Raw genomic sequence first — 19,881 nt, 5'->3', positions numbered from 1 at the left:
GAGTTCGGCGATGGCGACAGCACCGCGACAGCCCAGGCCCCGCACGTCCACCCGCGAGCCCGAGGAGATCGCCCGACGCCTGACCGCGTGGCTCGGCCACCGGCTGCCCGGGGCGAAGGCGGTGAACGTCACCGTCCCCGAGTCCAACGGCATGTCGAGCGAGACCCTGCTCTTCGACATCGAGCACCCCGAACCCCCCGTACGCGCCTGTGCGTTGCGGCTGGCCGCGGACCCGTCTGCGTACACGATTTTCCCGGTGTACGACATGCCGCGCCAGTACCGGACGATGCGCCTCGCGGCCGAGCGCACCGGGCTTCCGGTGCCGCGCGTGTTGTGGCTGGAGGAGGACGCCGGGCCGCTCGGCGCCCCGTTCTTCGTCATGGAACGGGTGGCGGGCCGCGTGCCACCCGACGTCATGCCCTATACGTACGAGGGGAATTGGCTGCACGAGGCGACCGACGACGAGCGGGAACGCCTGGAGGGCGCGAGCATCCAGGTGCTGGCGCGACTGCACGACGGCGTGCCGGCGGCCGAGGCGTCCTTCCTGGAACTGCCGGGGGAGGGAAGCCCCCTGCGCCGGCACGTGAATACCCAACGCGCCTACTACGCATGGGTGGTGAGGGGCCGCAGCCCCTCGCCCCTCATCGAGAGCGCCTTCGCCCGTCTGGAGGGATTGTGGCCGGAGCGGGAGGGCGCCCCGGTCCTCAACTGGGGCGACGCCCGCATCGGCAACATCATCTACGAGCAGGACGGGTTCGCACCCGCCGCCGTCCTCGACTGGGAGATGGCCGCGCTCGCCCCGCGCGAGGTCGACCTCGGCTGGACGGTGTACCTCCACCGCTTCTTCCAGGACCTGACCGAGACCTTCGGTCAGCGCGGCCTGCCGGAGTTCCTGCGCCGCGACCGCGTCGAGGCGCGCTACGCCCGGCTCACCGGACACACCCCGCGCGACATGGAGTTCTACACGCTCTACGCGGCCCTGCGGCACGCCGTCGTGATGCTTCGCGTCGCCTGCCGGCAGATCCACTTCGGCGAGGCCACCGAGCCCGCGGACCCGGACACACTGATCCTGCACCATGACAGCTTGCGGGCCATGGTGCGGGGCAGTTACTGGGCCGACAGGTCGTAGCGGGTCAGGCGGCGGCCCGGCGGTAGGGCTGGTCGGGCACCCGGATGGGGCGCGATCCGGCGCCGCCGGCGTGCGAGAAGGGCTGCGTACGCCAGTCGAGCCCCTGAGGGAGCGTCAACAGGAGGGCGGCGTCCTGCTCTTGGGTTCCCACCAGGTCGTCCGTGGGCAGGGCCGCCGTGACGGCCCTGCCGCTGCCGACGCAGACGGTGAGCCCGAACGGGTCCCACGGTGACGTCACATGGGCGTGCTCCGGCAGCACGTCCTCCTCCGCGAGGAGGGCGATGGCCTTGCCGCAGTCGGGGCAGGCCACCCGGTACATCTCGAACGTCTCATACCCGTCCCCCTCGTCCCCGGCCAGGTCGAAGGCGTCGGATTCGACGCCCTCCGGCTGGGGTTCGGCGATCGCCTGCTGGCGGCCGCGCGCGCCAGGACGTCCGGAACGCTTCACACTCTGCATGGGATTCTCCCCCTCGGGTGGGCCGGCCGCGGATGTCCATGAGGTGCGGCCTCGACCACAGCAAGCATTTCCCGGCTGCTCGTCGAGGTAATCACTCCATGCCGGTGGACACGGTCTGAGGCCTGTGGTGTTCGTCACATGCCGAATGAACTCGCCCGCCTGGCGGTAGACGTATCGCCCATCTCGATCCTTCAGGTATCCGTGGGGATCAAGGGACCGGTAGGTTCAGCGGCATGGAGGAGCTCGACCGACAGATTGTGCAGCTGCTCGTCAAGGACGGGCGGATGAGCTACACCGACCTGGGCAAGGCCACGGGCCTGTCCACGTCCGCGGTGCACCAGCGGGTGCGCCGCCTCGAACAGCGCGGCGTGATCCGCGGCTACGCCGCGGTCGTCGACCCGGAGTCGGTCGGCCTGCCGCTCACCGCGTTCATCTCGGTGAAACCGTTCGACCCGAGCGCCCCCGACGACATCGCGGAGCGCCTCGCGGGCGTCCCCGAGATCGAGGCGTGCCACAGCGTGGCCGGCGACGAGAACTACATCCTCAAGGTCCGCGTCGAGACGCCCCACGACCTGGAAAACCTCCTGGCCCGCGTCCGCTCCCTCGCAGGCGTCTCCACCCGCACGACGGTCGTCCTCTCCACGCCGTACGAGGCGAGACCCCCGCAGGTCTAGTCGTCGAGCCGATGCGGCCTGGCGGGACGGGGCCGGTCCGGGACGGGGGCCGGTCCGGGGCGAGGGCCGGTCGGAGGTGAGGGTCGGTCCGGGGCGAGGGCCGGTCCGGTGGGGCGGGGCGAGACCGGTTCGGCGCGGCGCTGAACGGCCTTTGGCCTTCGGCCTTCGGCCCTCGGCGTCGGGCGTCGGGCGTCGGGCGAGCGTCCACCTGTTTTATCTCCCCACTCACCCGCTCATCTCCCACCCACCCGCCCCCTCCGGGGGCGTCGGTCCGACGGGGTGCCGCCCGCGACTGGGTTGCCCGGCCGCCGGAGCGTCTCCTCACCCCTTTGCGGCCGTCGCTGGCCCCGCCTGGGGCGCCCGGCCGTCGGAACGTCTCCCTGCCCCGTACGGCCGACGTCACCCCGCCTGGGACGGCCCCCGGCCGTCGGAGCGCCTCCTTGCCCCGTACGGTCGTCGCCGCCCCGCTTGGGGTTGCCTGGTCGACGGAGCGCTTCCACGCCCCTTTGCGGTCGTCGCTGCCCCCGCCTGGGGTTGCCTGGCCGCCGGAGCGCCTCCCCGGTCCCTTGCGGTCGTCGCTGCCCGTGCCTCGGGCGCCCGGCCGCTGGAACGTCTCCCGCCCCTTTGCGGTCGTCGCTGCCCCCGCCTGGGGTTGCCTGGCCGCCGGAGCGCCTCCCCGGCCCCTTGCGGCCGTCGCCGCCCCCGCCTCGGGCTACCGGCCGCCGGAGCGTCTCCCTACCTCCTACGGCCGCCGCCGCTGCCTGGGGTGCGTGGCCGTCGGGCGCCTCCCTACCTCCTACGGCCGCCGCCGCCCCCGACTTGGGCAATCTGCCGCCTTGGGCGGCAGGGTGGGCAAGGCGGCGCACGGTGCCGCGCGACGGTGACGGAGGGCGCCGCCCCCGGCGACCCCCCGGACCCCCGGTGCCGCGTGACGATGAGAAGGGCGCCGCCCCCGGCGGGCCCCTGGGCCCCAGTGCCGCGCGACGGTGACGGAGGGCGCCGCCCCCGGCGACCCCCCGGACCCCCGGTGCCGCGCGACGAGGAGAGGGGCGCCGCCCCCGGCGCCCCCCGGCCCCCCGGTGCCGCGCAATGATGAGAAGGGCGCCGCCCCCGGCAGGCCCCCAGACCCCCGGCACCGCCCGAAGATGACGGAACGCCCCGCCCCGGCACAGGTCAAAAAGCCCCGCGTCCACCACCCCCCGCCACACCCCACCCCCCGGACACGGGAAACTGTCACCATGAGCACGCCCCCCACCCCCCGCACCGTCCTCCTTCGGCAAGGCGAGATCCACAGCCCGGCCGACCCCTTCGCCACCGCCATGGTCGTGGAGGCGGGCCACATCGCCTGGGTCGGCTCGGAGGGCGCCGCGGACGCGTTCACGGACGGCGTGGACGAGGTGATCGACCTCGACGGCGCCCTGGTGACCCCCGCGTTCACCGACGCCCACGTCCACACCACGTCGACCGGCCTCGCCCTCACCGGCCTCGACCTCACGGCCGCCCGCACCCGCGCCGAAGCCCTGACCCTCGTACGGGAACACGCCGCCGCCAACCCCACCGACCGCGTCCTCCTCGGCCACGGCTGGGACGCCGCCCGCTGGCCCGACCGCACCCCCCTCACCCGCGCGGAACTCGACGAGGCCACGGCGGGCCGCCCCGTCTACCTCTCCCGCATCGACGTGCACTCGGCCGCCGTCAGCACCGCCCTCCTCGACCTCGTCCCCGGCATCGCGGACCGCCCCGGATTCGCCCCTGAGGGCCCTCTCACCCGCGCCGCCCACCACGCCGTCCGCGCCGCCGCGCTCGCCGCCGTGGGCCCCCAGCAACGTACGGAGGCCCAGCGCGCCGCACTCCAGCACGCCGCGTCGCTCGGCATCGGCTCGATCCACGAGTGTGCGGGCCCCGACATCTCCTCCGAGGACGACTTCACCGGCCTGCTCGACCTCGCCCGCTCCGAGCCGGGCCCGCGCGTCGCCGGCTACTGGGCGGACCGTGACATCGAGCGCGCCCGCGCCCTCGGCGCGCTGGGCGCCGCGGGCGACCTGTTCGTCGACGGCGCCCTCGGCTCCCACACGGCGTGCCTGCACGAGCCCTACGCGGACATCGCCGACGCGCCGCACAACGGCACCGCCTACATGTCGGCCGCGGAAATCGCCGCCCACGTAGTCGCCTGTACGGAGTCCGGCCTCCAGGCCGGCTTCCACGCCATCGGTGACGCCGCCGTCACCGCCGTGGTCGACGGTATGCGCGCCGCCGCCGAAAAGGTCGGCCTCGCGCGCGTACGCGCGTCCAGGCACCGCGTGGAGCACGCCGAGATGCTCACCCCCGAAACCGTCGCCGCCTTCGCGGAGTTCGGCCTCACCGCCTCCGTACAGCCCGCCTTCGACGCCCTGTGGGGCGGCGAGGACGGCATGTACGCCGACCGCCTCGGCGTGGAGCGTGCACGCACCCTCAACCCGTACGCGGCCCTGCTGAAGGCCGGCGTCCCGCTCGCCTTCGGGTCCGACAGCCCGGTCACCCCGCTCGACCCGTGGGGCACGATCCGCGCCGCCGCTTTCCACAGGGCGCCCGAACACCGCGTCTCCGTACGCGCCGCGTTCACCGCCCACACGCGCGGGGGCTGGCGTGCCGTCGGCCGCGACGACGCGGGCATCCTCGTCCCGGGTGCCCCCGCCGACTACGCCGTCTGGCGCACGGACGAGCTGGTCGTGCAGGCGCCGGACGACCGTGTGTCCCGCTGGTCGACCGACCCGCGCTCCGGAACGCCCGGCCTGCCGGACCTCTCCCCGGGAGTCCAACTCCCGGTCTGCCTGCGGACGGTGGTCTTCGGTCAGACGGTCTTCGTAGGGCCGGACGAGTGATAACCGGGGCGCCACGACTTCGATCTTGCCGCGCCACGGTCCCGTGCGACCTGCGAATCCTCCGCGCTGACCAGGGCAGTTCACAGAGAGCCGCAGGTCGAACGCCTGTTGACAAGGCGCGGCTGTCGGCGGGTAGGTTCGGCCGGGTCCACCACCTCCAGGTACGACCGGGGAAATCCAGGCAGTCGTAGAACGCAGCTGGGTCAGGGGGTGGTGCGCCGCACCGGCGCACCACCACTGGGAGCCAGGCCCAGCGCCCGCGCCACGGGGCGCTGGAACGTTCCGGCCGGTCGGCCAGGTGCGACCCGGGTGGGGCCCGGGCGTTCAGTAGACAACGGCTTTCGGTCGACCCGCAGCCAGCGGGCCCCAGGTCGGCCCGAAGGACGCCCGGCCCCGATCCGCAGTATTCGTCGATCCGCAGTGATTGGTTCCGTTTCCGGCCCTCCCCAGCTGACCCAGGGCGCCTTATCGGCGTGAACTGGGGTGCTCGCTATGGTGGTCCCCCTGTGGACGGAAGTTTTAAGGGGAAGCTGTGAGCGACGGCGGCGGGCGGAAGTTCGGCCCTCTGGGTACGACCTTGGTGATCATCCCGACCTATAACGAGGCGGAGAACATCAAGCCCGTCGTGGGCCGCGTCCGGGAGTCCGTGCCCGCGGCGCACGTCCTGATCGCCGACGACAACAGCCCCGACGGCACCGGCAAACTCGCCGACGAGCTGGCCGCCGACGACGAGCAGGTGCACGTCCTGCACCGCACCGGCAAGGAGGGCCTGGGGGCCGCCTACCTCGCGGGCTTCGCCTGGGGCATGGAGCACGGCTACGGCGTCCTGGTCGAGATGGACGCCGACGGCTCCCACCAGCCGGAGGAGCTGCCCCGCCTGCTGACCGCGCTCAAGGGCGCCGATCTCGTCCTGGGCTCGCGCTGGGTCCCGGGCGGGCGCATCGTCAACTGGCCCAAGTCCCGCCAGTTCATCTCCCGCGGTGGCTCCACGTACTCGCGTCTCCTCCTGGACGTCCCGATCCGAGACGTCACCGGCGGCTACCGCGCCTTCCGTCGCGAGACCCTGGAGGGCCTCGGTCTCGACGAGGTCGCCTCGCAGGGCTACTGCTTCCAGGTCGACCTGGCCCGTCGAGCGGTGCGGGAGGGCTATCACGTGGTCGAGGTCCCCATCACCTTCGTGGAGCGCGAGCGGGGAGACTCCAAGATGAGCAAGGACATCGTCGTCGAGGCGCTGTGGCGGGTCACCACGTGGGGTGTGGGGGCGCGGGTGGGCAAGGTCCTGGGCCGCAAGCCCGGCGATCGCTGAGAGCGATCTTGAACCCCCGCTTATGCCAATCGCATCCGACCCCAGGCAAACTGGGTGCATGACCACTGGCACTCCGCCTCGCAATCCGTCCACCGGAGCCCGGCGCTCCCGGCTCCGCAGATTTCTGCCGCTCGGCGTCGCGGCCTGGATGGTCCTGGAGATCTGGCTGCTCACGGTGGTGGCGGGCGCGATCGGCGGCTTCACGCTCGGCATCCTGCTGGTGGCCGGCATCGTGCTCGGATCCGTGGTGATGAAGTCCGCGGGGCGCCGCGCGTTCAAGAACCTCACCGAGACGCTGCAGCGCCAGCAGAGCGGCTCTCCCGAGGCCTCCAAGCCCACTGAGCGGCGCTCGCAGGGCAACGGGCTGCTGATGCTCGCGGGGCTCCTCCTGATGATCCCTGGGCTGGTCTCGGACGTTCTCGGCCTGCTGCTGCTCGTTCCGCCGCTGCGCACGGCGCTGAGCCGGTACACGGAGCGCAAGGTCGAGCGGAAGATGGGCGCGGGGGTGGGCCAGGGACCGCTCGGTGACGCGTTCCAGCAGGCCCGGATGCGGCAGTCCGGCTCCACCGTGATCCAGGGCGAGGTCATCAGGGACGACGAGCGTCCGGGCCCGCGCGGGGACGACACGGACCCGCGGCCGCCGCTCACCCCCTGAGGGGACCACGGCGGGCTGAGCCAACCACGACGAACGGCCGGGGCCGGACACACGGTGTGTGTCCGGCCCCGGCCGTTGTGCGGTGTGCCTCTGGGAGTCAGGCCGACTTGCGGCCGCTGTTGTCCCGCGGGTGCACCGCGATGTTCATCGCGCCCGAACGCAGAACTGCCAGACGCTCCTCGAGGACCTCTTCGAGCTCCTCACGGGTGCGCCGCTCCATCAGCATGTCCCAATGCGTACGAGCCGGCTTCCCCTTCTTCTCCTCAGGGCCGTCACCGTCCACGAGGAGTGCCTGGGCCCCGCAGACCTTGCACTCCCACTCCGGCGGAATTTCGGCCTCCACCGAGAAGGGCATCTCAAAGCGATGTCCCTTCTCGCATGCGTACTCCACGGCCTGGCGCGGGGCCAGGTCGATGCCGCGGTCCGTCTCATAGCTGGTCACTACGAGGCGTGTGCCGCGAAGAGCTCGCTCACTCATGAATCGTGCCTCCCGGGCTTGTCGCCCACAGGACAGGTGTCGCTGTCGTCGTCATCCGGTCAACGTCCGGTCGGCGGTAAAGATTCCCGGTTCCCGGGTCATGCGTCGCCGTCGTAGCCGCCCCTTGTTGTACCCACCGGTGACCGGTTTGTCACATCTCACGCAGGATGTCACCCAACGTTTCGCGATCTAGACGTGCAGTAACGGTACGCCTGGCAGGCCAACCGCGTACACTACCGGGATTTGCCTTCAGGTGCTAAATCCGGGCCGGTACGGAATTGCCCGCGTCGCGCACCGCCTGCTGGACCGGAACTCTCGCGAGCAGGACAAAACCGATCACGAAGAAGGCCACAAGGGACACGATCGCGTCGCGATAACTCCCGGTCAGCTGGTACGCGAGGCCGAACACCAGGGGCCCCACCCAGCTCATCCCGCGGTCGCTCATCTCGTACGCGGAGAAGTACTCGGCCTCCTTGCCGGCCGGCACGAGGTGCGAGAACAGCGAGCGGGACAGCGCCTGGGTGCCGCCCAGGACGAGCCCGATGCCGGCGGCGAGCGCGGAGAACCAGGCCGGTGCCCCGGCAGGCAGGAAATAGCCGGCCCCGATCGTCACCGTCCACGCCACGAGAGAGCCGAGGATCGTGCGCTTGGCGCCGTACGTACGGGCGAGGCGGCCCATCGCGAGCGCCCCGGCCACCGCCAGGAGCTGCACGAGGAGCACCGCCACGATGAGCGTCGACTGGCCGAGCCCGAGTTCCTCGGAGCCGTACACGGAGGCCTGCGAGATCACCGTCTGTACGCCGTCGTTGTAGACCAGGTAGGCCAGGAGGAAGGAGAGCGTCAGCGGGTGGCGGCGCATGTCCTTCACCGTGGCCAGCAACTGCCGTGGGCCGGAGGCCGTACCACCCGGCGTGGCCTGTGTACGCCGGTCGCGCAGGCGGCGTAGCGGCACCACGGTGAACGCGCCCCACCAGACGCCCGCCGAAGCCAGGCAGATGCGTACCGCCGTCGACTCGGAGACACCGAAGGTGTCGTGGGCCGTGTACAGCACCAGGTTCGCCATGAGGACGAGAGCGCCCGAGGCGTAACCGAAGGCCCAACCGCGCGTGGAGACCGCGTCGCGCTCCTGTGGGGGCGCGATCTGCGGCAGGTACGAGTTGTAGAGCACCATCGAGACGGCGAGCGAGGAATTCGCGACCACGAGGAGAAGGCCGCCCAGGAGATAGCGGTCACCGTCCAAGAAGAACATCCCGGCCGTCGCCGCCGCGCCTATGTAGGCGCAGAGCGCGAGCAACGGCTTCTTGCGGCCCGTACGGTCCGCGGCCGCGCCCGCGAGGGGCATCACGAAGATCGACAGGATCACCGACAGGGAGACCGAGTACGCGAAGAACGAGCCCGCGCGGACCGGGATGCCCAAGGGGTGCACAAAGCCGTCCGCGTCCGCCGCGGCCTTCGCGATCGAGGTCAGATACGGCCCCAGGAACACCGTCAGGACACTGGTCGAATAGACCGAGCACGCCCAGTCGTAGAAGTACCAGCCGCGCTGCTCGCGCTTGCGCTCGGCAGCCGCGGACGCCCCCTGCGTCGCCTCCGGCGCGATCTCGGTGCCCACCCGTGTCCCCTTGCCGTCCCCGCCGTCCGGCGCCGCGGGATGGCGGTCAGACCCACGCCCCCCGGTCCTTGAGGACGTCCCGCAGCGTCTCGATGTGATCGGAAACTATGCCATCGACCCCGAGGTCGAGAAGCCGCCGCATCTCCTTCTCGTCGTTCACCGTCCACACGTGGACCTGCAGCCCGCGCGCGTGGGCGGCCCGCACGAAGCGGTGGTCGACCACAGGAACCCCCGAGTGCGCCACCGGCACCTGGGCGCAGACCGCGGAGCGGCGCAGCGCGGCCGGAATCCCGTACGAGCGAAGGCGCAGGCCCAGCACGCCTCTGGTGCCGTACGACGTGGCGAGGCGGGGGCCCGCGAGCGCCTGCGCGCGGGCGACGCGGGCCTCGGAGAAGGAGCCGACGCAGACACGGTCCCACGCGCGCGTGCGGCGCAGCAGGTCGAGGAGGGGCACGAGGGCGGGTTCCGCCTTGACGTCCACGTTCCAGCGCACGTGCGGGAACGACTCCAGCAACTCCTCGAAGAGCGGCACCGGTTCGGTGCCCGCCACGCGCGCGTGGCGCACCGTGGACCACGGGAGGTCGGCGATCCTCCCGCCGTCGTCCGTGACCCGGTCCAGCGTGGTGTCGTGGAAGGCGACGAGGCGCCCGTCGGACGTCGCGTGCACATCGGTCTCGATGTAGCGGTAGCCGAGCTCCACGGCACGGCGGAACGCGGCGACGGTGTTCTCCAGGCCGTCCGCCGCTCCGCCCCGGTGGGCGAGCGCGAGCGGACCCGGGTGGTCGAGGTAGGGATGGCGTACGCGCGAGGTCACCGTCGCAGTATGGCCCGCAGAGGTGAGCCGCCGGCGACCGCGGGGGAGCCGGCGGGCGATGCGGGGACGGCGAAGACGCGCAGGAAGAACTGCGCCAGCGGGCCGATCGACAGGGCGTACAGGACCGTGCCGACGCCGATCGTGCCGCCGAGCAGGAAGCCGCTCGCCACGACGGCGATCTCGATGACCGTGCGCATCAGGCGGATCGAGCGGCCGGTGCGCTGATGGAGTCCGGTCATCAGGCCGTCGCGCGGGCCGGGACCGAACTTCGCCGCGATGTAGAGCCCGGTCGCGGCGCCGTTGAGCACGATGCCCGCCAGCATCAACGGGATGCGCACTCCGTAGGAGTGCGGATCCGGGACGGCCGCGAGCGTGCCGTCGATCGCGAGGCCGACCACGAAGACGTTCGAGACGGTGCCGAGGCCGGGCCGTTGCCGCAGCGGGATCCACAGCAGCAGCACGACCGCGCCCGCGATGATCGACACGACACCGATGGAGATGCCCGTCAGCTCGGCGAGCCCCTGATGCAGCACGCCCCAGGGCTCCAGGCCGAGACCCGCCTCCACGAGGAGCGCCGAACTGGCGCCGTACAGCGCGAGACCTACGTAGAGCTGCACGAGGCGGCGGACGAGCGGGCCGCCGGGCGACGGGACGGACGGAGACGCGGACAAGGTGAGCCCCTCTGTGGTGGTAGTGGCCTGACGCATGACACTGTGTGGCGTGGAATCGGATGCCAACCATGGCCAATTCGAGGAAGGTGGACTGGCTCGCATGGCCCAGTGGACTTCGGCGATCGGCTCGACCCAGCTCGCCCGGCTGCTCACCTCGCAGCAGCCGCGCCCCGCGGGCCCCGGCACCCGCCGCCCGCCCGCCTACCGCGCCCTCGCCGACGGCATCCGCCTGCTCGTCCTGGAGGGCCGTGTCCCGGTGGCCACGCGCCTTCCTGCCGAGCGCGAACTCGCCCAGGCACTCTCGGTGAGCCGCACCACCGTCGCGGCCGCCTACGAGGCGCTGCGCGGCGAAGGATTCCTGGAGTCCCGCAGGGGAGCGGGCAGCTGGACCGCCGTGCCCGCCGGGAACCCGCTGCCCGCGCGCGGCCTGGAACCCCTGCCGCCCGAGGCCCTCGGCTCCATGATCGACCTCGGCACGGCGGCCCTGCCCGCCCCCGAACCATGGCTGACCCGCGCCGTACAGGGCGCCCTGGAAGAACTGCCGCCGTACGCCCACACCCACGGCGACTACCCGGCGGGACTGCCCGCACTGCGCACCATGATCGCCGAGCGGTACACCGCGCACGGCATCCCGACCATGCCCGAACAGATCATGGTCACGACCGGCGCGATGGGCGCCATCGACGCGATCTGCCACCTCTTCGCGGGCCGCGGCGAACGCGTGGCCGTGGAATCACCCTCGTACGCGAACATCCTCCAGCTGATGCGCGAGGCGGGCCTCAGGCTCGTGCCCGTCGCCATGGCCGACGGGCTCCAGGGATGGGACCTCGACCGCTGGCGCCAGGTGCTGCGCGAGGCGGCGCCCCGGCTCGCCTACGTAGTCGCCGATTTCCACAATCCGACGGGCGCGCTCGCCGACGAGGAGCAGCGTCGCTCGCTGGTCGACTCCGCGCGCGCGGCGGGCACCGTGCTGGTCGTCGACGAGACCATGACCGAGCTGCACTTCGACGGGGACAGCGGGGGCGCGGCCATGCCGCGCCGGGTCTGTGCGTTCGACCCCGCGGGCTCCACGGTGATCACGGTCGGCTCGGCCAGCAAGGCGTTCTGGGCGGGCATGCGGATCGGCTGGGTGCGGGCCGCGCCCGACGTCATCCGCAGCCTGGTCGCCGCGCGCGCGTACGCGGACCTCGGCACCCCGGTCCTGGAACAGCTGGCGGTGAACTGGCTGCTGAACACCGGAGGTTGGGAAGAAGCCGTCGCACTGCGGCGCGCACAGGCGCTCGGGAACCGTGACGCGCTGGTGACCGCTGTGCGGCGGGAGCTGCCCGACTGGGAGTTCGACGTGCCGAACGGAGGTCTCACCCTGTGGGTGAAGGCCGGCGGCCTTTCGGGCTCCCGCCTCGCCGAGCTCGGCGAGCGGGTCGGGGTGCGCGTCCCCTCGGGGCCCCGCTTCGGCGTCGACGGCGCCTTCGAGGGGTACGTACGGCTGCCGTTCACCGTGGGCGGCGCCGTGGCCGACGAGGCGGCGGCGCGGCTCGCGGCGGCGGCGCAGCTCGTCCGGGACGGTCAGGGTGCGGGCGGGGACGTGCCGCGCACCCTGATCGCGTAGCAGACCGCTGCTCTCGTGGGAGAGCGATGCTGCTTTCGTGTAGCGCCTTGCTTTCAGCGCTCGGCCAGCGCCTCGGCCTCCTCGGGCACCGCCTCGACCGGTGCCTGAATGGCCGCGTCGGCCGGCGTGCTGCGCTCCGGGAGGAGCGCCGTGACCGCCTGCCGGTGGGCCTCGCTGGTCGCCTCGTCGTACGGGTCCGGGGTGGCGGGGACCTGGAGGCGGTGGACCGGCCCTGTGCCCAGGCGTGCGTAGCCGCGGCCCGCCGGGATGTCGGCGGTGGGCGTCGTCTGCGGCACGGTGCCGAGCACGTCCCGCAGCTCCTCCGGGGCGGCCGGGCCGAGCACCACGCGCGCGCGGGTGTGCTGCCGGACCGGGTCGATCAGGGCGTCGAGGCTGTCGAACTGCTCGGCCACGACGACCGTCACGCCGGCCGCGCGGCCGTGCCTGAGAGGTACCTGGAGCAGCGTCTGCGGGTCCTTGCGGCCGTCCGCGGCGGCGAGGTGACCCAGGGCGCTGGGTCGGTCCAGCAGGACCCACAGCGGGCGCTTGATGTCGTCCGGGGTGGGGTGCCCGGCCTGTCGCGCCCGGTTCGCGGAGATCAGCCGCCGCTCCGTCTCGTGCGCGGCCCATTCGAGACTGGTCAGCGCCCCGGCGAGCCCGCACTCCACGGCGAGGACCCCGGAGCGGCCGACCAGGCACGCGTAGTCGCCCGTGCCGCTGCCCTCGACGACCAACACGTCACCGTGGCGCAGCGCCTGCAGCGCCACGGAACGCAGCAGGGACGTCGTGCCGCTGCCCGGCTGCCCCGCGATCAGCAGGTGCGGTTCGGTGGAGCGGACGCCGGTGCGCCACACGACGGGCGGCGCGTCCCGCTCCTCCTCGCCCGCCAGTACCGGCAGCGTGCGCTGGACGCCGGTCCCGTCGGTGAAGCCGAGGACGGTCTCACCGGGCGAGGTCACGAAGGACTGGGCGGCGATGTCCGTGGGCAGCGGGTCGAGCACGTTCACCGTCAGGTGGTTGCCCTCCTCGTCCCACGCGAAGTGGTACTCGCGGCTCCGGCCGAGCTTGGCGTGCAGCAGCTGCTCGATCCGGGCCCGCGACGCCGCCTCCCCGTCCGTGAAGTACGCGGGGTAGCGGATGTCGATCCGGTCGACACGGCCGTCGCCGTCGAAGTCGAACGTCTCGAAGGCCTTCTCCCAGTCGCCCCCGTGCGCGTACAGCGGGCTCGGGTCGTCGGCTACGGAGAAGTACGGTACAAGCGCCTCGTAGAGGGACGAGAGGCGCTGTACCTGCGAATCGTCGGGGCCGGTCTGCTCCGGCTGCTTCGGATCGCGCCCCTTCCATCCGGCCGCCGCCATCAGGGTGATGAGCGCCAGCAGCGGACCGTACGGAATGAACACCACGACCAGGACGACGGCGGCCACCAGGAAGAGCAGCGGTCCGCGCTTCTCCTTGGGGGTGTTCGCCCATTTCTGCCGCCCTGCACCGGCCAGGCGGCGCAGTCCACGGCTGACCGTGATGAGGGGGTGGAGGACGTCGGTGGCACCGTCGGCGGCCGTCCGAGCCATGTCCCGGCTCCGGGCGATCGTGGCGCTGCCGTTGCTCAGAATGCGGGGGAGTGGGCGCCTGGCCACGTCGTTCTCCTGAAGGTGTGTGCGGGTGAGTGGTCCGTCAGAACTTGATCCCGCCGAGCAGGCTGGCGAGGCTCTGGCCGCCCGCCTTGATGCTCGGGGCGATGGCAGTGCCCGCCAAGTAGAAGCCGAAGAGGGCGCAGACCAGTGCGTGCGAAGCCTTCAGGCCGTCCTTGCGGAAGAACAAGAAGACGATGATGCCGAGCAGCACGACGCCCGAGATGGACAGGATCATGAGGGTTCTCCTGGTTGATGGGGACAGTCACCATGAGTTCTTCCAGGCTCACAGCATGTATCTATACGACAAAAGGTGCAAATGGGTGGAAATTCGTAGCTTTCACCCAGTTGACCAGCCGCTGCTGGGCCGCTCGAGCGTGCTGCCGGACGGTCGTCCGCACTCTTCGTGATCTTTGCCTCGGCGGGATCGGGTCATGTGCCGGACCGGGCAGTACCCTGTCGATTCACTCGTACGGCTGCACAGCCGTACCGGCACGTATGAGAAAGGCGGTCCGCCCGATGAGCGAAGCCCCCGACCCGGAGGTCGTGGAGCTGGCCACCAAGATCTTCGACCTCGCGCGACGCGGCGAGACGGAGGCTCTCGTGGGCTACGTGGACGCCGGAGTGCCGGCGAACCTCACGAACGACCGGGGCGACACGCTTGTCATGCTCGCCGCCTATCACGGGCACGCGGAGGCGGTGCGTGCCCTCCTGGAGCGCGGCGCCGACGCGAACCGCGCCAACGACAAGGGCCAGACCCCGCTCGCGGGCGCCGTCTTCAAGGGCGCCGACGACGTCATCAGGGCGCTGCTCGACGGTGGCGCCGATCCGGCCTCGGGGACGCCTTCGGCGGTCGACACGGCTCGGATGTTCGGCAAGACGGAGCTCGTCGACCTCTTCGGCGCCTCCTGACAGACCGACTCTGACCAGGCAAAACGGGGGTGCGGGAAATGTGGTCGCGGTGCGCTCCGCCGCTGGGTCATGATGACGGCGTGATTTACGGACGCGAGGCCGGGGCAGGTGGTGCCCACGTGCAGAGCGGGTCGTGAACGGCCCGGTTCCGGGCCTTGGACGAGAGGCAGAGAAATGGGTTGCAGCAAGCAAGAGACGGCGGGCGCTCCGACGTGTTGTCGCGTGGCCAGGTAGGTGACATCCCGGTTGCGTCGACGCTTGATGTGAGGCTGTTTCCCATGTTCGAACCGGTCATAGCGCCCAGCGGTACGCTGCTCGGCCTGCTCCAGCGGGGCCGCGGCGACGGCACGCTGCACGCGCTGACGGCACCGCGTGCCGAGGCGCTCGCGGCTCTCAATCACTGTGTGCTGAGCGACCCCCGCCACGACTGGCAGGTGGAGAACCGCTCGCTGTACTACGCCCGGCTCTACGTCGATCTCCATGGCGAGCTCGACGAGATCGAGCGGCATCTCTTCGACCCCGAGGACGTCCTCGACACCGAGGAGTCGCGTACGGGGCTTGCGCTCGCGGTCCTCGGCCACCTCGCCTCCTACGGCAGGCGGGACGCTTTGGAGCTGCTGCGCAGGTACGCCGCCGTGGGCGGCAACTGGGCCTGGGCGCTCGACGAGCTCGCCCTGCGCGACGACGACGCGGGCCTGCGCGCCCTCGCCGAGCCGGTCCTCGCCCGCTTCCCGGCCGACGCCGAGGCCGAGCTCGCCGTCGTCGTGCGCGACGCCTTCGAACCGCGACCCTGGCGCCTGTGGGCCGAGGATCCGCGCCCGCATGTGGGGGCACGCGTGCGTGCCGCGCAGGAAACCGGCTCCTTCGACCGCTGGCAGCGGCAGATGCGGCCGGCGGGACCGCGCCCCGAGTGGAGCGTGCAGGCCGTCTTCGACTGGGCGCAGGAGGGCTTCGAGCGGGGCGCCGTCCTGTACGTGCCCGCCGCCCGCTGCCTGTCCGCCGTGGCGGGTCCCGAGGACCACGCCGGGATCGTACGGGCCGCGCGGGACGGGACCGACGGGGCACGCTGCACCGCCCTTCGCTACCTCGCCGACATGCACGACCCGGTCGTATTCGATCTCATCGAGGTCGCCGTGGAGGCCCCGTCCCGCGCGGTCGTGGACGCCGCCCTTGACGCCTTCGAGCGGATGCGCAGCGTCGCCGTCGTGCAGCGGGCCCGGCAGTGGGCGCCCCGGCCGGACGCGCTCGGCGCCGCCGCGGGCCGCATGCTCGCCTGCAGGGGCGGCGCACAGGACGGCGAACTCGTCCTCGCCTCCCTACGGGAGGCAGTACGCGGCGACGGCCCCGACGCCCCCACCCTCTGGCCGCTCGTCGACGGGGCCGGACGGCTCGGCATCGTCTCCGCCGCCCCCGTGCTGCGGCACGTCTACCGCGAGACGGCGTCCTCGCATCTGCGCGGGCGCGCCGCCTGCGCGCTCGCCGCCACCGATCCCTCCTTCGCCGCCGGGTTCGCCGTCGAGTGTCTGTGGGACTGCGAGGAGAGCACCCGGGAGGTCGCCGCGCGGCACGCCGAGACCGGCGACGCGCGCGTCGTCGACCAACTGCGCCGCCTCGCCGCCGATCCGGCCGAGGAGGACGAGGTGCAGACCGCGGTCCGCAGCAGGATCGGACCCGACGCCACGGCGTTGTGACGCGCTGATTTCCGGGAGGTGGCCCTTCGATGAGGGGCCACCTCCTCGTCGTTCACCTGCGGTTTTCGGTGGCGGCCAACGCTCACGGACCGTTCCTCGCCAGGACAGATCCACTTTGACGTGAGCACGTCCTGCGGGGCGACAAACCACGTATGCGAGTCGTCATCGTGACCGAGTCCTTCCCGCCCGACATCAACGGTGTGGCGCACTGCGCCCTCCAGACCGCGCGGCACCTCGCCGCCCGCGGCCACGACCCCCTCGTCGTCGCCCCCGCCACCCCCGCAGGCCCGCAGGCGGACGCGGCGGCGCCCTGCCCCGTCGTCCGGGTGCCGTCCCTGCCCCTGCCCGGCTACCCGCAGGTCCGTGTCGCGCTGCCGGGGCGCCGCCTCGCGCAGACCGTCGCCGCGCACCGGGCCGAACTCGTCCATCTGGCCAGCCCGTTCGTGCTGGGTATGCGCGGCATGGCGGCCGCGACCCGGTTGCACGTGCCCGCCGTGGCCGTCTACCAGACCGACCTGGCGGGCTATGCGCGTACGTACGTGGGGGCGGGTGAGAGCGCGGCCTGGCGGCGGATCCGTACCGTGCACGCCGCCGCGGACCGCACGCTCGCGCCCTCCACCGCCGCGCAGCGCGACCTGGAGGCGCACGGGGTGCCACGGGTGCGGCTGTGGCCGCGTGGGGTCGACGCCGTGCGGTTCCGGCCCGAGAGGCGCTGCGAGCTCCTCCGCGCCGACCTGGCGCCGCGCGGGGAGCTGCTCGTCGGATACGTCGGGCGGCTCGCGCCGGAGAAGAACGTGGAGCTCCTGGCGCGGGTGTGCGGTCTCGACGGCGTGCGGGTCGTGGTGGTCGGCGACGGGCCCAGCGAGGCGTCCCTGCGCAGCGCGCTGCCCGGCGCGACCTTCCTGGGGCGGCGCACCGGAGACGAACTCGCCCGGATCTTCGCCTCGTTGGACGTGTTCGTGCACACAGGGCCCTACGAAACGTTCTGCCAGACCGTGCAGGAGGCCATGGCGAGCGGGGTGCCGGTGATCGCCCCTGCGGCCGGAGGGCCCCTCGACCTCGTCGCGCACGGCAGGACCGGGCTGCTCGTACCGCCTGGCGACGCGGAGGCGCTGCGCGACGCCGTCTGGGCGCTCGCCGGGGACCCCGGGCTGCGCGCCACATTCGGAAGTGCCGGGCGCGCCGCGGTGTCCGGGCGCAGCTGGGAGGTTGTGGGCGACCTCCTGGTCGAGCACTACGTAGACGTGCTGCACGCGCGGTCGGCGGGCGCGGGCGCGGTGGCGGCATGAGCGGGCGCCTGCGGATCGTACGGCTGGCGAATTTCGTCGCCCCCGCTTCCGGTGGACTGCGGACCGCGCTACGAGAGCTGGGCGCGGGGTATCTGGCGGCCGGGCACGAGCCGGTGCTGATCGTGCCGGGGGAGCGGGTCGCGGACACGGACACGCCTCAAGGACGCGTCATTACGTTGCCGGGAGCGCAGCTCCCGGCGAGCGGCGGCTACCGCGTCCTGACCGACCGGCAGCGCCTGGGGCGGCTGTTGGAGCGGTTGTGCCCGGACCGGCTTGAGGTGTCGGACCGGACGACGTTGCGCTGGACCGGGGAGTGGGCGCGGCGTGCGCGGGTGCCCGCCGTGATGGTGTCCCACGAGACCGCCCATGGAGTGCTGCGCACATGGGGCCTGCCCGAGCGCGCCGCGCGGCGGGCCGCCGACGTGCTCAACGTCCGTACGGCGCACGCCTACACGCGCGTGGTGTGCACCACGGAGTGGGCCGAGCGCGAGTTCGTGCGGATCGAGGCGCGCAACGTGGTCCGGGCGCCGCTCGGCGTCGATCTCCTGCGGTGCCGACCGCAGGAGCGGAACGCGGAGGTGCGCGCACGGCACGCGCGCGTGGACGAGGTTCTGCTCTTCATGTGCACACGGCTCTCCGTGGAGAAGCGGCCGGGCATCGGCCTCGACGCGGTGGCGCGGCTGCGCCGGGTCGGCGTGCCCGCCCGGCTCGTCGTCGCGGGGGACGGGCCACTGCGGGCGCGGCTCGAACAACGCGCGCGGGCACGGCGGTTGCCCGTCGCCTTCCTGGGGCACGTCGCCGACCCGGCCGCGCTTGCGGCCCTGCAGGCCACGGCCGATGTGTGCCTGGCGCCGGGACCCGCCGAGACGTTCGGGCTCGCCGCCCTGGAAGCGCTGGCCTGCGGGACACCGGTCGTCGTCAGCGCGTCCTCGGCGCTGCCGGAGGTGGTCGGCGGCGCCGGAGCCGTGGCCGAGGACAGCGGTACGGCGTTCGCGCACGCCATCCGGGACGTGCTCGGACGACCCGCCGCACGGCGTAGGGAGCAAGCACGCGCGCGTGCCGAGTGCTTCGGGTGGGACGTCGCCGTGGACGCCTTCCTGGCGGCGCACGACGCGCCTGCTCGGGCGCGGCTTCGGGGCGCGGCATGAAGCCGCTCAGGTTCGCCGCGCTCGGGGACTCGCTCACCGAGGGCGTCGGCGACCCGGTCGGCGGCGGATGGCGGGGCTGGGCCGCGCTGCTCTCCGAAGGTCTGGCGCCCGCCGAAGTTCCCGTGGAGTTCCGCAACTTCGCGGCCAGCGGGGCGCAGACCTCCGATGTGTTCGCGCGGCAACTGCCACGTGCGCTGGCGTTCACCCCCGATGTCGCGTCCGTCGTGGTCGGCGTCAACGACACCTTGCGCGCCGGCTTCGACATCCACGCCGTGGCCGATCGGCTGGACTCCGTGTACGGGGCGTTCGCCGAACGGGGCACCGTCCTGCTCACTGCGTGCCTGCCCGACCCCGGCGCCCTGCTGGGCCTGCCCGGAGCCCTGGCGCGCCCTCTCGCGCGTCGCCAGCGCGCCGTCAACTCCGTGGTCCATGCCCTGTCCGAACGCCACGGAGCCGTCCATCTGCACGCCGCCGACGGCGACTGGGCAGCCGACCGTGCCCTGTGGAGCGCGGACCGGCTGCACCCCGGCGAGCAGGGACACCGTCAGTTCGCGGCCCGCTTCCACGCCGTGCTCGCCGCCACGGGGGAGGCACGCGGCCCAGCGCCCGGCGTCGAACCGGAACGGCCCGCGCCGACCCGCGCAGCCGGCCTGTGGTGGCTCGCCACGGCGGGCACCGGCTGGGTCGTCCGGCGCTGCGTCGACCTGCTGCCCCAGCTCCTGGCGCTCGCCGCGGACGAGGTACGGCACGAAATGCGTGGCACCGGCGCCCGTCTCGACCTGCGGACCTCCGCCGGGGTCGCGGCAGCGCTCGACTCGGTCTCCGGTCTGGAGGTGCCGCCGCGGGCTTGCGATCATGTGACGGGAGTCGCGGGAGCGGCTCCGGTTACGAGCCAGCCGTGCGAGGTCCGCCCCTGACGGGGAGGGGCCCCGCATCGCCTACGCACC

Annotated in this window: 18 protein-coding genes; 11 read left to right on the top strand and 7 right to left on the bottom strand. The window is 72.7% G+C overall.

Features of this window, described 5'->3' with window-relative positions; translation table 11 throughout:
* Window positions 1-10 precede the first annotated feature (10 nt).
* A complete protein-coding gene (locus ACFYWS_RS21625) occupies window positions 11-1,129 on the top strand; it encodes a phosphotransferase family protein (RefSeq protein WP_389278985.1) in 1,119 nt (372 codons plus the stop codon).
* A 4-nt stretch (window positions 1,130-1,133) separates the two neighbouring features.
* On the opposite strand, the gene ACFYWS_RS21620 is transcribed toward ACFYWS_RS21625, so the two are convergent.
* On the bottom strand, window positions 1,134-1,586 hold the full coding sequence (locus ACFYWS_RS21620; protein WP_389278982.1) for a hypothetical protein: 453 nt from the start codon (window positions 1,584-1,586) through the stop codon (window positions 1,134-1,136).
* Between the two features lie 233 nt (window positions 1,587-1,819).
* Here ACFYWS_RS21620 and ACFYWS_RS21615 point away from each other — a divergent pair, with 233 nt between their 5' ends.
* From ACFYWS_RS21615 to fxsA, 4 genes are all read left to right on the top strand, one after another.
* The gene (locus tag ACFYWS_RS21615) at window positions 1,820-2,260 is read left to right on the top strand and encodes an Lrp/AsnC family transcriptional regulator (RefSeq protein WP_389278979.1); all 441 of its coding nucleotides are present in this window, start codon (window positions 1,820-1,822) and stop codon (window positions 2,258-2,260) included.
* 1,238 nt (window positions 2,261-3,498) lie between these two features.
* Window positions 3,499-5,121 carry an amidohydrolase gene (locus ACFYWS_RS21610; protein WP_389278976.1) on the top strand — a complete coding sequence of 541 codons (1,623 nt, stop codon included), beginning with the start codon at window positions 3,499-3,501 and terminating at the stop codon, window positions 5,119-5,121.
* Between the two features lie 532 nt (window positions 5,122-5,653).
* Window positions 5,654-6,427, top strand: coding sequence for a polyprenol monophosphomannose synthase (locus tag ACFYWS_RS21605; RefSeq protein ID WP_389278973.1), 774 nt, complete (start codon window positions 5,654-5,656; stop codon window positions 6,425-6,427).
* Window positions 6,428-6,485: 58 nt separating this feature from the next.
* Window positions 6,486-7,082, top strand: coding sequence for an FxsA family membrane protein (fxsA, locus tag ACFYWS_RS21600; RefSeq protein ID WP_389278970.1), 597 nt, complete (start codon window positions 6,486-6,488; stop codon window positions 7,080-7,082).
* 97 nt (window positions 7,083-7,179) lie between these two features.
* On the opposite strand, the gene ACFYWS_RS21595 is transcribed toward fxsA, so the two are convergent.
* From ACFYWS_RS21595 to ACFYWS_RS21580, 4 genes are all read right to left on the bottom strand, one after another.
* Entirely contained in the window at window positions 7,180-7,560 is a 381-nt protein-coding gene (locus ACFYWS_RS21595) for an RNA polymerase-binding protein RbpA (protein ID WP_266721963.1), read from the bottom strand.
* 256 nt (window positions 7,561-7,816) lie between these two features.
* Window positions 7,817-9,172, bottom strand: a complete 1,356-nt coding sequence (locus tag ACFYWS_RS21590; RefSeq protein WP_389278967.1) for an MFS transporter — start codon at window positions 9,170-9,172, stop codon at window positions 7,817-7,819.
* Between the two features lie 46 nt (window positions 9,173-9,218).
* Window positions 9,219-9,986, bottom strand: a complete 768-nt coding sequence (locus ACFYWS_RS21585; RefSeq protein ID WP_389278964.1) for a glycerophosphodiester phosphodiesterase — start codon at window positions 9,984-9,986, stop codon at window positions 9,219-9,221.
* Window positions 9,983-10,693, bottom strand: coding sequence for a YitT family protein (locus ACFYWS_RS21580; RefSeq protein ID WP_389278962.1), 711 nt, complete (start codon window positions 10,691-10,693; stop codon window positions 9,983-9,985). The genes ACFYWS_RS21585 and ACFYWS_RS21580 overlap by 4 nt, the downstream gene beginning before the upstream one ends.
* Before the next feature lie 64 nt (window positions 10,694-10,757).
* Between ACFYWS_RS21580 and ACFYWS_RS21575 the strand changes: the two genes are divergently transcribed.
* Entirely contained in the window at window positions 10,758-12,266 is a 1,509-nt protein-coding gene (locus ACFYWS_RS21575) for a PLP-dependent aminotransferase family protein (protein ID WP_389278959.1), read from the top strand.
* 53 nt (window positions 12,267-12,319) lie between these two features.
* On the opposite strand, the gene ACFYWS_RS21570 is transcribed toward ACFYWS_RS21575, so the two are convergent.
* Together ACFYWS_RS21570 and ACFYWS_RS21565 are read right to left on the bottom strand one after the other, a co-directional pair.
* Window positions 12,320-13,900, bottom strand: coding sequence for a hypothetical protein (locus ACFYWS_RS21570; RefSeq protein ID WP_389278956.1), 1,581 nt, complete (start codon window positions 13,898-13,900; stop codon window positions 12,320-12,322).
* A 37-nt stretch (window positions 13,901-13,937) separates the two neighbouring features.
* The gene (locus tag ACFYWS_RS21565) at window positions 13,938-14,132 is read right to left on the bottom strand and encodes a hypothetical protein (protein ID WP_266598445.1); all 195 of its coding nucleotides are present in this window, start codon (window positions 14,130-14,132) and stop codon (window positions 13,938-13,940) included.
* Window positions 14,133-14,413: 281 nt separating this feature from the next.
* On the opposite strand from ACFYWS_RS21565, the gene ACFYWS_RS21560 reads away from it, so the two are divergent.
* From ACFYWS_RS21560 to ACFYWS_RS21540, 5 genes are all read left to right on the top strand, one after another.
* A complete protein-coding gene (locus ACFYWS_RS21560) occupies window positions 14,414-14,806 on the top strand; it encodes an ankyrin repeat domain-containing protein (RefSeq protein ID WP_389278953.1) in 393 nt (130 codons plus the stop codon).
* A gap of 278 nt (window positions 14,807-15,084) precedes the next feature.
* Entirely contained in the window at window positions 15,085-16,497 is a 1,413-nt protein-coding gene (locus tag ACFYWS_RS21555; protein ID WP_389278950.1) for a HEAT repeat domain-containing protein, read from the top strand.
* 152 nt (window positions 16,498-16,649) lie between these two features.
* Window positions 16,650-17,786 (top strand): glycosyltransferase family 4 protein, encoded by a 1,137-nt coding sequence (locus tag ACFYWS_RS21550; RefSeq protein WP_389278947.1) that lies wholly within the window; start codon window positions 16,650-16,652, stop codon window positions 17,784-17,786.
* Window positions 17,783-18,934 (top strand): glycosyltransferase, encoded by a 1,152-nt coding sequence (locus ACFYWS_RS21545; RefSeq protein WP_389278944.1) that lies wholly within the window; start codon window positions 17,783-17,785, stop codon window positions 18,932-18,934. The genes ACFYWS_RS21550 and ACFYWS_RS21545 overlap by 4 nt, the downstream gene beginning before the upstream one ends.
* Window positions 18,931-19,851, top strand: coding sequence for an SGNH/GDSL hydrolase family protein (locus tag ACFYWS_RS21540; protein ID WP_389278941.1), 921 nt, complete (start codon window positions 18,931-18,933; stop codon window positions 19,849-19,851). The genes ACFYWS_RS21545 and ACFYWS_RS21540 overlap by 4 nt, the downstream gene beginning before the upstream one ends.
* Window positions 19,852-19,881: the final 30 nt, after the last annotated feature.

The sequence above is a fragment of the Streptomyces sp. NPDC002795 genome (genome assembly GCF_042888725.1).
Classification (GTDB): domain Bacteria; phylum Actinomycetota; class Actinomycetes; order Streptomycetales; family Streptomycetaceae; genus Streptomyces.
Note: the sequence above shows the minus strand (reverse complement) of the source record. Positions and strands in the feature narration are given on the sequence as shown.

Coding starts and splice junctions, on each gene's coding strand:
- ACFYWS_RS21580 (WP_389278962.1), bottom strand. CDS start 10,693: ATGCGTCAGGCCACTACCACCACAGAGGGGCTCACCTTGTCCGCGTCT.
- ACFYWS_RS21620 (WP_389278982.1), bottom strand. CDS start 1,586: ATGCAGAGTGTGAAGCGTTCCGGACGTCCTGGCGCGCGCGGCCGCCAG.
- ACFYWS_RS21625 (WP_389278985.1), top strand. CDS start 11: ATGGCGACAGCACCGCGACAGCCCAGGCCCCGCACGTCCACCCGCGAG.
- ACFYWS_RS21540 (WP_389278941.1), top strand. CDS start 18,931: ATGAAGCCGCTCAGGTTCGCCGCGCTCGGGGACTCGCTCACCGAGGGC.
- ACFYWS_RS21560 (WP_389278953.1), top strand. CDS start 14,414: ATGAGCGAAGCCCCCGACCCGGAGGTCGTGGAGCTGGCCACCAAGATC.
- ACFYWS_RS21595 (WP_266721963.1), bottom strand. CDS start 7,560: ATGAGTGAGCGAGCTCTTCGCGGCACACGCCTCGTAGTGACCAGCTAT.
- ACFYWS_RS21555 (WP_389278950.1), top strand. CDS start 15,085: ATGTTCGAACCGGTCATAGCGCCCAGCGGTACGCTGCTCGGCCTGCTC.
- ACFYWS_RS21615 (WP_389278979.1), top strand. CDS start 1,820: ATGGAGGAGCTCGACCGACAGATTGTGCAGCTGCTCGTCAAGGACGGG.
- ACFYWS_RS21545 (WP_389278944.1), top strand. CDS start 17,783: ATGAGCGGGCGCCTGCGGATCGTACGGCTGGCGAATTTCGTCGCCCCC.
- ACFYWS_RS21565 (WP_266598445.1), bottom strand. CDS start 14,132: ATGATCCTGTCCATCTCGGGCGTCGTGCTGCTCGGCATCATCGTCTTC.
- ACFYWS_RS21550 (WP_389278947.1), top strand. CDS start 16,650: ATGCGAGTCGTCATCGTGACCGAGTCCTTCCCGCCCGACATCAACGGT.
- ACFYWS_RS21610 (WP_389278976.1), top strand. CDS start 3,499: ATGAGCACGCCCCCCACCCCCCGCACCGTCCTCCTTCGGCAAGGCGAG.
- ACFYWS_RS21575 (WP_389278959.1), top strand. CDS start 10,758: ATGGCCCAGTGGACTTCGGCGATCGGCTCGACCCAGCTCGCCCGGCTG.
- fxsA (WP_389278970.1), top strand. CDS start 6,486: ATGACCACTGGCACTCCGCCTCGCAATCCGTCCACCGGAGCCCGGCGC.